Source organism: Microbacterium sp. (assembly GCF_049661145.1).
Classification (GTDB): Bacteria; Actinomycetota; Actinomycetes; order Actinomycetales; family Microbacteriaceae; genus Microbacterium.
In genome coordinates, this window is record NZ_JBASZT010000142.1 from 1 (window position 1) to 12,876 (window position 12,876).

General features: G+C 69.8%; 10 protein-coding genes and 1 pseudogene. 4 read left to right on the forward strand and 7 right to left on the reverse strand.

The genetic code is table 11. From position 1 onward, the window contains the following. On the reverse strand, window positions 1–200 hold a 200-nt coding region (locus tag WBP48_RS06300), incomplete at its 3' end, for a LysR family transcriptional regulator (protein WP_424437728.1). 77 nt (window positions 201–277) lie between these two features. On the opposite strand from WBP48_RS06300, the gene WBP48_RS06305 reads away from it, so the two are divergent. From WBP48_RS06305 to WBP48_RS06315, 3 genes are all read left to right on the forward strand, one after another. Continuing rightward, window positions 278–2,017, forward strand: coding sequence for an FAD-binding protein (locus WBP48_RS06305; protein WP_424437731.1), 1,740 nt, complete (start codon window positions 278–280; stop codon window positions 2,015–2,017). An 80-nt stretch (window positions 2,018–2,097) separates the two neighbouring features. Further along, window positions 2,098–2,370 carry a GlsB/YeaQ/YmgE family stress response membrane protein gene (locus tag WBP48_RS06310; RefSeq protein ID WP_424437734.1) on the forward strand — a complete coding sequence of 91 codons (273 nt, stop codon included), beginning with the start codon at window positions 2,098–2,100 and terminating at the stop codon, window positions 2,368–2,370. A gap of 116 nt (window positions 2,371–2,486) precedes the next feature. Then, a complete protein-coding gene (locus WBP48_RS06315; protein WP_424437737.1) occupies window positions 2,487–3,983 on the forward strand; it encodes a DUF222 domain-containing protein in 1,497 nt (498 codons plus the stop codon). Between the two features lie 18 nt (window positions 3,984–4,001). Here WBP48_RS06315 and WBP48_RS06320 read toward each other — a convergent pair whose 3' ends face one another. The 4 genes from WBP48_RS06320 to WBP48_RS06335 all read right to left on the reverse strand — a co-directional run bounded on the left by WBP48_RS06320 (window position 4,002) and on the right by WBP48_RS06335 (window position 8,557). Then, window positions 4,002–4,553, reverse strand: a complete 552-nt coding sequence (locus WBP48_RS06320; RefSeq protein WP_424437740.1) for a DoxX family protein — start codon at window positions 4,551–4,553, stop codon at window positions 4,002–4,004. Window positions 4,554–4,727: 174 nt separating this feature from the next. Beyond that, complete coding sequence (poxB, locus tag WBP48_RS06325; protein WP_424437743.1) at window positions 4,728–6,458, reverse strand: ubiquinone-dependent pyruvate dehydrogenase; 1,731 nt, start codon at window positions 6,456–6,458, stop codon at window positions 4,728–4,730. 66 nt (window positions 6,459–6,524) lie between these two features. After that, window positions 6,525–7,517: a PCC domain-containing protein gene (locus tag WBP48_RS06330; RefSeq protein WP_424437746.1), complete on the reverse strand. Its 993-nt coding sequence runs from the start codon at window positions 7,515–7,517 to the stop codon at window positions 6,525–6,527. After that, window positions 7,514–8,557 (reverse strand): hypothetical protein, encoded by a 1,044-nt coding sequence (locus tag WBP48_RS06335; RefSeq protein ID WP_424437749.1) that lies wholly within the window; start codon window positions 8,555–8,557, stop codon window positions 7,514–7,516. Before WBP48_RS06335 ends, WBP48_RS06330 begins: the two co-directional genes overlap by 4 nt. Window positions 8,558–8,575: 18 nt before the next feature. On the opposite strand from WBP48_RS06335, the gene WBP48_RS06340 reads away from it, so the two are divergent. Next, entirely contained in the window at window positions 8,576–9,163 is a 588-nt protein-coding gene (locus WBP48_RS06340; protein WP_424437752.1) for a TetR/AcrR family transcriptional regulator C-terminal ligand-binding domain-containing protein, read from the forward strand. A gap of 35 nt (window positions 9,164–9,198) precedes the next feature. On the opposite strand, the gene WBP48_RS06345 is transcribed toward WBP48_RS06340, so the two are convergent. Together WBP48_RS06345 and WBP48_RS06350 are read right to left on the reverse strand one after the other, a co-directional pair. Beyond that, on the reverse strand, window positions 9,199–12,528 hold the full coding sequence (locus WBP48_RS06345) for an error-prone DNA polymerase (RefSeq protein ID WP_424437755.1): 3,330 nt from the start codon (window positions 12,526–12,528) through the stop codon (window positions 9,199–9,201). Beyond that, a pseudogene (locus WBP48_RS06350) lies at window positions 12,528–12,876 on the reverse strand (DNA polymerase Y family protein); the annotation flags it as partial. The pseudogene WBP48_RS06350 and the gene WBP48_RS06345, both read right to left, overlap by 1 nt.

Consider the following 12,876-nt stretch of genomic DNA (forward strand, 5'->3'; position numbering starts at 1 on the left):
AGCGGAAGCAGCCGCTCCCCCGCCGCCGTCACCGCGACGTGCCCGCGCGCCCGGTGCAGCAGCTCGACGCCGAGTTCTGCCTCCAGCGTCGAGATCTGCCGGCTGAGCGTCGGCTGCGCGAGGTGCAGCCGCTCCGCCGCGCGGGTGAAATGCCCTGTCGCGGCGATCTCGCTGAAGCCGCGCAGCTGTTCGAGGTTCATGTTCATAGCGTATGCGCATCGAGACAGTGCAAACGATTCATTGGAGTAATCGTCGGCATCCACCTACCGTGAACGGCATGCCCGAAACAGAACGCCTCCTGTCCACCTCCGTCCTCGTCATCGGCACCGGCGGCGCGGGCCTTCGCGCCGCGATCGAACTCGCCGAACGCGGCGTGCAGGTGCTCGCCGTCGGCAAGCGCCGCAAGCACGACGCTCACACGACCCTCGCCGCCGGTGGCATCAACGCCGCACTCGGCACGATGGACCCCGAGGACAGCTGGCAGCAGCACGCCGCCGACACCCTCCGCGAGTCGTACTTCCTCGCCGATCCCGCGATCGTCGAGACCGTCGCACGAGGAGCCGCCCGCGGCATCGAAGACCTCGAGCGCTGGGGCATGCCGTTCGCGCGCGAGGCGGACGGCCGCATCAGCCAGCGCTTCTTCGGCGCCCACACCTACCGCCGCACCTGCTACGCGGGCGACTACACGGGCCTCGAGATCCAGCGCACGCTGCTGCGCCGCGCCCGGGAGCTCGAGGTGCCGATCGTGGACACGATCTACATCACCCGGCTCCTGGCCTCGGACGGCCGCATCTTCGGCGCGTACGGCTTCGACGTCGTCGACGGCACTCCCGTCATCATCCACGCGGATGCCGTCATCCTCGCCGCCGGCGGACACAACCGCATCTGGCGCAACACGTCGTCGCGACGCGACGAGAACACCGGCGATTCCTTCCGCCTCGCGGCGCTCGTGGGCGGCAGGATCCGCGACGCCGAGCTCGTCCAGTTCCATCCATCCGGCATCCTGGAGCCCGCCGACGCCGCCGGGACTCTCGTCTCCGAGGCGGCGCGCGGTGAGGGCGGCATCCTGCGCAACGCCCTCGGCGAGCGCTACATGGAGCGCTACGACCCCGAGCGCATGGAACTGTCGACGCGCGACCGCGTCGCCCTCGCGAGCTACACGGAGATCGCGGAGGGTCGCGGCACCGAGAACGGCGGCGTCCTGCTCGACGTCTCGCACCTGCCGCGCGAGGTGATCTTCGACAAGCTCCCCCGCGTGTATCGCACCCTGATCGACCTGCAGATGCTCGACATCACCGAGCAGCCCATCGAGATCGCGCCGACCGCCCACTACTCCATGGGAGGGGTGTGGGTGAACGCCGCCGACCACGGCACGGGCGTCGACGGCCTGTACGCGATCGGCGAGGCCTCCAGCGGCCTGCACGGCGCCAACCGCCTCGGCGGCAATTCGCTCATCGAACTGCTCGTGTACGGCCGCATCACGGGAGGCGAGGCGGCCTCGTACGCGGCGAACCTCACGCACGTCACGCGCGATCCGGATGCCGTGGCCGACGCCCGTGCCGAACTGCAGCTGCTCCTCGCCAGTCGCGGCACCGAGACGCCCCGCAAATTGCAGCGCGCCCTCCGCGACCTGATGACCGCGCACGCCGGCGTCGTCCGCAGCGAGCGGGGGCTGCGCTCGGGCCTCGATGAACTCGCCGAGCTCGAGGCGCGGGCCGCGGACCTCGGGGTACACCCCGACATCGCGGGCTTCGACGATCTGGCGCACGCGTACGACCTGTACGGATCGCTGCTCGCCGCACGCGCGACCCTGGAGTGCGCGCTGGAGCGGCGCGAGACACGCGGCTGCCACAACCGGTCGGACTTCCCCGAACAGGACGATGCCCTGCACGGCAGCTTCGTGTGGACGCCGGAGGGCGGCGCCGTGTTCGAGCCGGTCGCCGAGGCGCCGGAATCGTTCCGCGACCTCGCCCGCGCACACCTCGACATCTCCGTGACGGGCAAGCTCGTGGAGTAGTGACACCGTGGTTGTCAACCCCTCGCGGTGTGCATCGAGTGCCGCGTAGCGTGAGGCCTCGACAACAGAAAGGGACACCCATGGGCTTCTTCGGATTCCTGCTCCTCGGCCTCATCGCCGGCGCTCTCGCCAAGCTGATCCTGCCAGGAAAGCAGGGCGGCGGCTGGTTCGTCACCCTCCTGCTCGGCGTCGTCGGCGCGCTGGTGGGCGGATGGCTCGGCAGCCTGCTCTTCAACGCGCCGCTGGAGGAGTTCTTCTCGATCCAGACGTGGCTGCTCGCCATCGGCGGATCGGTCCTCGTCCTTCTCATCTACGGACTGATCGTCGGACGCAAGGACCGCACCCGCGCCTGACCGGCGGACTGCTTCGTCGCTCGAGCGGCGCGTGGCCCCGCGTTCGACCCCAGCGGACGCGGGGCCGCTGCACGTGTCCGACGTCAATGTCGGAACCCCCTCGTAGTGTCGGAGTCATGGAGATCACGTTCCGCGAAACCTCGGTGGATGCCGGTGAGTGGGACGACGCTGCCTTCCGCGACGCCTACTGGGCGGCTTCGGCAGACGAGCGGATGCGCGGCCTCGATGCGACGTACGAAGACGACCTCGCCTACCCCGAAGTGGCCCCGCTCGACGAGGCCGCGTCACTCGCGGACGAACTGCTGGACGTCGAGACCGCGGTGCGCAGGGCGCGTGCCGCCGCGGCGGAGCAGGACTGGCTGTTCCACGTCGTCCTGACCCGCGCCGAGGCCGACCCCACACCATGGGTGGGCGCCGATCCGACGCTCGACCCGCTGTGGGTCGACCCGCGCAAGCGCTCCCACGCGCAGGTGCGCGCCGACCGACGCATGATCGCCGTCCGCTCGGCCGCCGCCGACCTCGGCGTCCGCGTGCACCTCTCCGACAACCAGGTCCGCCAGCGCGCGCACCGTGCGCAGGTCCTCGCTCAACGCTGCCCGGCAGCGTGGGAGTCATGCCTGCGCGGCGACGTGTCGGAGCAGAACGCCGCGATCACGGCCGACGTCGCGGGGTCGCTGCCCGACGACGACCGCGATGCGTGGGCTGCGTTCGATGCGGCGGTGTCGGATGCCGCGGCCACGACCGCCCCGGCGCGCTACCGCATCCGGGCGCGCGCCGCGCGCGAACGCGTCGTCAGCGAACCGTTGGAGATTCGTCACCGACGCGCCGTGGAGCGCCGGCGCGTCGAGCTGGAGGCGGAGTACGACGGTATGGCCACGCTCACCGCCGTCATCCCCGCCGTGACCGCGCACGCGATCGACCGCGGCCTCGACGACTACGCCCGCCAGCTCGCGACGGCTGATGGTGAGACTCGCACGCTCGCTCAGCTGCGCGCCGATGTGTTCGGCGATCTGCTTCTCGGCGCCGGACCGGCGACCGTCAGCGCGCTCGGCGCTCAGCACCCGGATGCCGGACAGACCAGTGCCGAATCAGCGGACGCCGGACCTGTGGCTCCCGGACCCGTGGCCGCGAAACCCGGCATCACGCCGACGGTGCGGATCACGATCCCCGCGCTCACGCTGCTCGGCCGTTCCGATGAGCCGGCGACGCTCGACGGATACGGACCCATCCCACTCGACAGGGCGATCGAGCTCGCCGGCGGCGCGAAGAGCTGGATCCGCGTGCTGACCCATCCGGTGAGCGGCACTGTGATGGACGTCGACCGACGCGCCTACCGGGTTCCGGCAGACCTGCGCCGCCTGCTGGAGATCCGGCATCCGACCTGCGTGTTCCCCGGCTGCAATCGGCCCTCCGACCGCTGCGACATGGACCATCGACGACGATGGGCCGACGGAGGTACCACTTCTGTCGGCAACCTCGCTCCCGAGTGCGAACGGCATCACCCCGTCAAGGACGAGAGTCTCTGGCAGCTGCACCGCGAACACGACAGCGGCCCCCTCCACTGGATCACCCCGACCGGGCTCCGAGTGGACGAGGATCCGCCGCCGTTCTAGATCCATCCAACCGCCGAATCACCAGAGCCAGGTCTTGTCGCCGACGATCGTGCGCCACGGCTTGGCGAAGCTCCAGCGCTGATCGGCGACCGCGAAGAAGGCGACCGCCATGACTGTGATGTCGACGATGTGGTAGTCGACCAGCGGGTTGGTCGAGCCGGTCAGCGTCAGCGGAAACTCGGCCAGGTACATGAAGAACAGCATCGCCGTACCGGCGATCGCGCCCACCCGCACGCCGATCCCGAGCATGAGGCTGAGTCCGACACCGAGCAGGCCGAGCATGAACAGCCAGTCGACGAGGACGCTTCCCGCCAGGGCTTGGAATACGCCTGCGAACGGGCTGTCTGCCGTCGCATTGGTGAGGAACCCCGTCGTCGGGCTGCCGCCAGCGACCCACGCGCGCTCTGCCGGGGTCGAGAACCCCAGGCCGAACACCTTGTCGAAGAATGCCCACAGGAATGTGAACCCCATGAGAATCCGCGCGACCGCGATCGCGGTCTGCAGCGCGGTGCCCGTCCTGGCATCTTCGCGGACGTCGGGGCGGACCGGAGCATCGGTCAGGGTGGTCATGATCGAACCTTTCTGCTTGGGCGCGGCCTTGTGGGCCGCGCAACTTTCGATGTCCCCAGTGTGCGCCCGCCTGAAAACTCCCTGGCAAAAGTCCGTGCGATCCCTCCATGTGGTCCGACCACAGGGAGGGATTGCATTGTGAGAAGGCTACGAACCCCGAAACGACGCCTCAGCTCACTTGAACATGCGGCGCCAGACGTTGGTGTCCGCGAGGTCCAGCAACTCGTCGCCGCGGCCCGAGAGCACAGTGCGCAGCGCCCACACCGTGAAGCCCTTGGCCTGGGCGAGGGTCACTGCGGGCGGCATCGACAGCTCCTCGCGCGCGGTCACGACATCCAGCAGCACCGGCCCGTCCGAAGCCACCAGCTGCTCGACGGCACCGCGCAACTCCGATCCCTTCTCCACGCGGATGCCGGTGATCCCCAGTGCATCGGCGACCGCCGCGAAGTTCGGATTCTCGAGCTCCGTCGCGAAGTTCACGATGCCCGCGGCCTTCATCTCCAGCTCCACGAAGTTGAGCGACGAGTTGTTGAACACCACGATCTTGATGGGCAGCTTGTTCTGCGCGATCGACAGCAGGTCGCCCATGAGCATCGCAAGGCCACCGTCGCCCGACAGCGCGATCACCTGACGCGACCGGTCCGCCGCTTGCGCGCCGAGGGCCTGCGGCATCGCGTTCGCCATCGACCCGTGGGCGAACGAGCCCAACAGGCGACGATCCCCGCGCATCGTGAGGTACCGCGACGCCCAGATGACGGGACTGCCGACGTCCGCCGTGAACACGGCATCCTCCGCCGCGAGCTCATCGATCAGCCGCGCGACGTACTGCGGGTGGATCGGCTCCCGGCCGTCGTCGATCGCCAGCTCATCGAGCTGCTTGCGCGTCTTGCGGTAGTGCTCGACGCTGTCCTTCAGGTGCTTCGGCGACCGCTTGCCCGAGATCAGCGGCCGCAGGGCCGCCGCCGTGTCCTTGACGCTGCCCACGAGCCCGACGTCGATCGGCGTGCGGCGGCCGAGCTGCTCGCCACGGATGTCGACCTGCACGATCTTCGCCTTGTCCGGGTAGAACTGGCGGTACGGGAAGTCGGTGCCGAGCATCAGCAGCGCGTCGCATTGCTCCATCGCGCGGTATCCCGACGCGAAGCCCAGCAACCCCGTCATCCCGACGTCGTACGGGTTGTCCTTCTCGATGTGCTCCTTGCCACGGAGGGCGTGCACGATCGGCGCCTGCAGCGCCTCGGCGAGCGCGATGACCTCGTCGTGCGCCCCGGCGACACCGGAGCCGGCCAGGATCGTGACCTTCTTGGCGCCATTGAGGACGTCGGCTGCCGCCCGCAGTGCTTCCTCACTCGGCACCACATGGCTCAGGATCTGCCGGATCGGGGCGCTGGGCCGACGCTCCGGCGCGTCCTTGGAAAAGACATCGCCGGGCACGACGATGACAGCGACACCGCGCTTCTCGACGGCGGCGCGCAACGCGAACTCGAGCACCCAGGGCAGCTGCGACGGGTCGCTGATCAGCTCACAGTAGACGCTGCACTCGCGGAAGAGTTCCTGCGGGTGCGTCTCCTGAAAGTAGTTGCTGCCGATCTCGGCCGACGGAATGTGCGACGCGATCGCGAGCACCGGCACCCGGTTTCGATTCGCATCGAACAGCCCGTTGATGAAGTGCAGATTGCCGGGTCCGCACGAACCCGCGACGACCGCGAGCTCGTTGTTCAGTTCGGCGTCGGCACCGGCTGCGAAGGCGGCTGCCTCTTCGTGCCGCATGTGCATCCACTCGATCCGCCCGTCACGACGCAGCGCGTCCGTCAGAGCGTTGAGGGAATCGCCGGCAAGCCCCCAGATGCGGCTCACGCCGGCGCGGTCGAGGGTATCGATGAAGTACTGGGCGACGTTCGCCATGGGTGTCCTCTTCTGTCGTTGCGAAGGTGTGTTTGTGTGACGACGGATTCGATACGGATGCCTCGGTCATCGCCGCGGCGGCGTCCACAGCTCGACCTCGCTGCCGGAGCCGTACCAGTGACCGCTCGGCAGCGCCTGCAGTTCGATGATCGATCCCCACGGTGCGAGCAGATACACGCTCGCGTTGCCCGGGGTGTCTTCGTGCCGCGAGTTGTCGTGCGGCTCCGACAGCGGTGTCGCGCCCGCCGCGGCGGCGCGTGCCGTGACCGCGGCGATGTCGTCGACCAGCAGGGCGACGTGGCCCCACCCGTAGTCGGCCAGCCCCGCCGGTGAGCTGTGGCGCGCCGCCTCGATCTCGAAGACCTCGAAGCCTGGACCGATGCCGACCTGCAGCATCCGCTGCGCGACGATCGCAGCGCCCTCGGGCAGGCCCAGTTGCCGCTCGACCTCCGGCCCCCGCCGCGGCTCATCCGCGTGCGTGAGACCGTCATAGGCGACGCGCGCTCCGAATCCGTCGCGGAAGAAGGCCGTCGCAGCCTCCAGATCCGGCACCGTGACGCCGATGTGCCCGACGCCGCGCGGCAGCGACGGGTCCGAGGCCGTCGCGCGCTCGGCATCCGACTTCTCGATCGCGATCAGCTCCAGACCCGTCTGCGGGTCCTTCGCCTTGCGCACGCGCGTGGGCGTCTCGATCAGCATGACCTCCATCGTGGGGAAGGCGTGGAACTCGCGGAAGTGACCCGCGAGCGCGCTGCCGTCGCGCCGGCCGAGTACGCCGTGCGCGTGGAGCACGGGTCCCTTCTCGTCCCAGGCGATGTCGCCGACGAACGACGCCAGCTCGACCTGTTCGTCGTGCACCGTGAATTCGTAGTCGTCGAGTTCGGGGACGAAGTAGCCGAGGGTCACGCTCGAGGCGGCCCCGATCGCCGTCAGCGAGGCGGTGCGGATGTCACGATCGCGCGCGAACCGCACGAGCTCCCCGCACGCCTCGTCACCGCCCTCCATCACCAAGAGATAGCGGCGCAGGCCGCCCTGTTCGTACAGTCGCATCGACTTCATCGGATCGCTCTTTCCCTCTCGATTGCCGTGGCCTCCACGACCCGCGGCTCCGCCCCGACGGCTCCCGTGCCGTATCGCCGACGACGGGCGGTGATGAACGCGGCGGCGCTCGCCACCACCCACCCGGCCAGCACGAGGAACGGCTCAGGGGTGAGCGCGTCGGGAAAGTAGGTGATGTCCCGCAACGCCCGTACGGTCGCCCCGGTCGGCAGCCACCGGCCCATGAACTCGTAGAACGGCGGCAGCAGCTCGGGTGCAACGGCCCCGCCGGCGGACGGGTTGGCGATGATGACGAACGTGATCCACGTCGGCAGCAGCGCCCACTTGCGCCCGATCGCCACCCGCCAGAAGCTGTAGACCATCGCTCCCGTGAACATCGTCGCCGCCAGCACGAGCCACACCGGCAGGACGGGAAAGGCCTCCAACCCGAGCACGGGGCCGATCACGATCGTCATGAGCAGCGACACGACGAGGGAGCGCCCGATGTCCCAGCCCACCTCGGCGCGCAGCGTCATCCCCTGCGCATTGACGCGTGTCTGGATCGCACCGACGAAACCCAGGATCGTCGCGCCCAACGCCAGGTAGAACAGCACGAGGCCGTTCTGGTCGTGCTTCGCGAGCGGATGAGCGTCGACGACGGTGAGCGGAGTCCCGAGCGCCTCGGACAGCGCTGGCCCTGCGTCGGCGATGAGGACAGCCACCGAGAAGCCGCTCGCGGTGGACAGTGTCAGCGCGGATGCCGCGGGATCCACGATGGCGTAGATCTGCTGGCGATCGAGGGCCGTGCGCGCAGCATCCGGCGTCGCGGCTTCGACGACCCGGTACCGCTGACTGCCTGCCTCGTCCATGACCGTCTGCGTGGTGGCGACCTGGGCATCATCGCCGACGACGGCGAGCGGCACTTCGCGGGGCGTGGGATCGCCCATCGCGAGGCTGTACGACGCGACGAACAGCGGACCGACGACGGCGATGATCGCTGTGATCACGAGTGCAGGCACATTGACTCGCGTCGCGATCGTCTTCCACACGTTCCGCACCATCGCGATATAGTGTACGCCGTGTACAGTAATGCGGCGACCCCCGCGCCGTCGCGGGGGCGAGGACGTCCGCGTGATGCACAACTGCGCGAGCGCATCCTCGTCGCGGCCGCCCGCCTGGCCGCCGAGGAGGGCATCGACATCGGCTTCGACCGCATCTCGCAGGCTTCCGGTGCGAGCCGCACGACGCTGTACCGCTGGTGGTCGAGCCCCCAGGAACTGCTGCTGGACGCCCTGCTGGACGCCTCGGAGTTCTCACCGGAGCGGGACTCGACGCTCCCCACGGTGGAACGGTTGCGCTCCCACCTGGAGAACACGGCCGCGATGCTCATCGACGACGACACCGGCGTACCGCTGCGCGCACTTGCCGCCGTCGCAGCCGGCCGCGAGAACGCGCGCATCGCCTTCGTGGAACACTGGCTGAAGCCCCGCCGCGATGCGGCCCGCGCGCTGGTGATCGCGGGGATCGCCGAGGGTGAGATCGTCGACGAAGATCCCGACGTGCTCGTCGACGTGTTGCTCGCGCCGATCTACCACCGCGCCGTGCTGCTCGGCGCTCCGCTGACCGAGGAGTTCATCTCGGGGCTGATGCGCCGCGTGCGACGCTGACCGGAGCCGCAACCTGCGCGACCGAACGCCGCCGCTCACCGGAAGTCGCGGGAGCGGTGCCGCACCCCGATCCGCAGGTCTTCGAACGCGTCGGCGACCAGGTTCGTCACGCCCTCCGGGGAGCGCTCCAGCATCCCGCGCGCGACGAGCGCCGGCGCGTCGCGCAGCACCCGGCGGTACCTGTCCCACACTCCTCTCGAGCAGACCACGTTGACAAGCCCGTACTCGTCCTCGAGGTTCACGAACGTGATCCCGGATGCCGTGGCGGGCCGTTGCCGGTGCGTCACGAGTCCCGCGACCTCGACGCGGCGGCCGGTCTCGTGAGTGCGCAGCTGCTCGGAGGTCAGCACGCCGCGCTCGTGCAACGACTCCCGGTAGTGGGTCAGCGGGTGGTCGTCGGTGGAGATGCCCGTCGCCCACAGGTCCGCCGCGAGGATGTCATAGCTGGACGGGTCGCCGAACAGCGGCGGCTGCACCGCGACGAGCGAATCCGGCAGGAACTCGGGCAGGTCCTGCGCCGCGTCTCCCGCCAGCCAGATGCCTTCCCGCCGACCGATGCCCATCCCCTCGAACGCCCCCGCCGTGGCGAGGGCCTCGACCTGGGCCGCGGTCGCCTTCGTGCGGCGCACGAGGTCGCGAAGGTCCTGGAACGGACCGTCCTGCTCCCGCGCGGCGACGATCCGTTCCGCGAGCGCCGCCCCCACTCCGGTGACCGCGGCAAGCCCGAGCCGCACCGCGACCCCGCGCTCACCCCCCTCAAGCCCCGGGAGGGAACCCGACAGGTGAAGATCCGGCCTGCGCACCTCGACGCCGTGGCGCCGGGCGTCGGCGACCAGCGTCGCGGGCGAGTAGAACCCCATCGGCTGCGCGCGCAGCAGCCCCGCCAGAAACGCCGCGGGGTAGTGCAGCTTCAGCCACGACGACGCGTACACGAGCAGCGCGAACGACAGCGAGTGCGACTCCGCGAACCCGAAGTTCGCGAACGCCTGGATCTTCGCGTAGATGTCGTCGGCCGCCTCTCCCACGAGGCCGTTGCGCGCCATCCCGGCATACAGCTTCGTCTTCACCGACTCGATCCGCTCGATGCCGCGCTTGGAACCCATCGCGCGGCGCAGCACGTCGGCATCCTCTCCAGACAGGTCTCCCACGGCCATGCCCATCTGCATCAGCTGCTCCTGGAAGACCGGGATGCCGAGGGTCCGCTCCAGCACCGGCTTCAGCTTCGGGTGGGCGTAGGTGACCTTCTCCTCTCCCGTCCTACGGCGCACGTAAGGATGCACCGCGCCGCCCTGGATCGGCCCCGGCCGGATCAGGGCGATCTCGATCGCGAGGTCGTAGAAGCAGCGCGGCCGCAGGCGAGGGAGCAGCCCCATCTGCGCGCGCGACTCGACCTGGAAGACCCCGATCGCATCGGCCCGGCACAGCATGTCGTAGACCTCCGGCTCTTCCTTCGGGATCGTGTCGAGGGTCCACGTCTCCCCCGTCGAGGCGGCGATGAGGTCGAACGAGTGCTGGAGGGCGGCGAGCATCCCGAGCCCGAGCAGATCGAACTTCACGAGCCCCATCCACGCGGCATCGTCCTTGTCCCACTGGATGACGGTGCGGTTCTCCATACGCGCATGCTCGATCGGCACGACTTCGCCGACCGGGCGCTCGGTGAGCACCATTCCCCCGGAATGGATGCCGAGGTGACGCGGCGCCTTCAGCAGCTCGCCCGCGTACTCCAGCACGCGGTCGGGGATGTCGTGTTCGCGTGCCTCATAACTGCCGTCATATCGCTCGACCTGCTTCGACCAGGCATCCTGCTGCCCCGGGGAGTGTCCGAGGGCCTTCGCCATGTCGCGGACGGCGTTCTTCGGCCGGTACTGGATGACGTTCGCGACCTGCGCCGCCCGCTCGCGCCCGTAAGTGTCGAACACCCACTGGATGATCTCCTCGCGCCGGTCCGAGTCGAAGTCGACGTCGATGTCGGGCTCCTCCTCGCGCATCGCCGACAGGAACCGCTCGAACGGCAGCCCGTAGAAGATCGCGTCGATCGCCGTGATACCCAGCAGGTAGCAGACGGCGCTGCTGGCCGCCGAACCGCGCCCTTGGCACAGGATGCCGCGGCGTCGCGCCTCGGCGACGATGCCGCGCACGATCAGGAAATAACCCGGAAAGTCCTTCTGCGCGATGACGTCGAGCTCACGTTCGATGCGCGCCCGTCCGGCGTCGTCGAGGTCGGGATATTTCCGCGGCACGGCCTGCCACACCAGCTGCCGCAGCCACGACATCGGCGTGTGGCCTTCGGGCACCGGCAGTTTCGGCAGCGCGGGCTTTGCGCGGCGCAGCGGAAAGGCCAGCTCGTCGGCGAGGGTCACGGTGCGGGCGATCGCCCCCGGGTAGCGGCGGAACCGCCGCGTCATCTCGGCGCCCGACCGCAAGTGCGCGCTCGCGTGCGAGGGCAGCCAACCGTCGAGCTCATCGAGCCCCCGGTTCGCGCGCACCGCCGCGACGGCCGCCGCCAGATGCACGCGCTCGGGCACGGCATAGTGCACATTGTTCGTCGCGAGCAACGGCAGCGAGCGCTCGGCGGCGAGCGCGGCGAGGATGTCGTTGTCGCGCGTGTCGGCGGGGTTGCCGTGGTCGATGAGCTCGACGTTGACGGCATCCGCGCCGAACAGGGCGACGAGCCGGTCGAGCTCTGTCGCCGCGGCGGCGGAGCCAGCGGTACCGCCGGTGACGAGCGCCTGGCGGACGGCGCCCTTGCGGCATCCGGTGAGGATCGCCCAGTGCCCGTCCGCTCGAGCGGCGAGGTCGTCGAGGTCGTATCGCGGCCGACCCTTCTCACCGCCGGTCAGGTGCGCGTGGGTGATCGCGGCAGCGAGCCGGTGGTATCCCTCCTCGCCGCGGGCGAGGACGAGCAGGTGCGAGCCTTCGGGGTCGGCGGCGCCGTTCTGCGGCTTGGGCAGGTCGAGCGACAGCTCCGCCCCGAACACGGTCTTGACCTGCAGCTTCTCAGCCGCCTCGGCGAACCGGACGATGCCGTAGAACCCGTCGTGATCGGTGATGGCGAGCGCGTGCAGCCCCAGTCGCTCCGCCTCTTCGGCGAGCTCCGCCGGGGACGAGGCGCCGTCGAGGAACGAGAACGACGAGTGCGCGTGCAGCTCGGCGTACGGCACGGCATCCGCTTGGCGCTCGGCCGGAGGCGGGCCGCCCGGCACCCCCCGGTGGTCGAGTGCGCCGGCGGAGCCGGCGTGTATCGAGACCCCCGACTCCCGCAGATCGTCCTCACCGCCCGACCGCCCCCGCCCATCCGGCAACGACGGCGCCCCCAGCAGCTTCGCCATCTCCGCCCAGGTCACGGAGGGGTTGTTGAAACCCATCAGTCGTACACCCCCTCGGCTCGCCAGCCGCCCTCCTCGCACACCAGCAGCCACGCCGCATGCGCATCGTCGACCACCTGGAACCGGTGCGCCCAGCGGGCCCGCGCCGGATCCCAACCGCGCTCGATGACCGGCCACGGGCCCGCCCAAGTGCGGATGCCGCGGCGCCGGGCTCCGACTCCTCCGATCCCTCCGACCCCTGGGATCTCCAGCACGACGGGGTCGGCGGTCAGGAGGCCACGGGCATCGACCGCGATCATGTCGCCGTCGGCGTCGAGGACCGCCACCGGCATCCCCGCACCGAACACCGTCGCCGGCAGCGGTCCCGGCAGGCTCCCAGGCCATGGG

Excerpts from the sequence above, each read along its gene's own strand:
- WBP48_RS06305 (WP_424437731.1), top strand. The coding sequence starts at position 278 with ATGCCCGAAACAGAACGCCTCCTGTCCACCTCCGTCCTCGTCATCGGC.
- WBP48_RS06310 (WP_424437734.1), top strand. The coding sequence starts at position 2,098 with ATGGGCTTCTTCGGATTCCTGCTCCTCGGCCTCATCGCCGGCGCTCTC.
- WBP48_RS06315 (WP_424437737.1), top strand. The coding sequence starts at position 2,487 with ATGGAGATCACGTTCCGCGAAACCTCGGTGGATGCCGGTGAGTGGGAC.
- WBP48_RS06320 (WP_424437740.1), bottom strand. The coding sequence starts at position 4,553 with ATGACCACCCTGACCGATGCTCCGGTCCGCCCCGACGTCCGCGAAGAT.
- poxB (WP_424437743.1), bottom strand. The coding sequence starts at position 6,458 with ATGGCGAACGTCGCCCAGTACTTCATCGATACCCTCGACCGCGCCGGC.
- WBP48_RS06330 (WP_424437746.1), bottom strand. The coding sequence starts at position 7,517 with ATGAAGTCGATGCGACTGTACGAACAGGGCGGCCTGCGCCGCTATCTC.
- WBP48_RS06335 (WP_424437749.1), bottom strand. The coding sequence starts at position 8,557 with ATGGTGCGGAACGTGTGGAAGACGATCGCGACGCGAGTCAATGTGCCT.
- WBP48_RS06345 (WP_424437755.1), bottom strand. The coding sequence starts at position 12,528 with ATGGGTTTCAACAACCCCTCCGTGACCTGGGCGGAGATGGCGAAGCTG.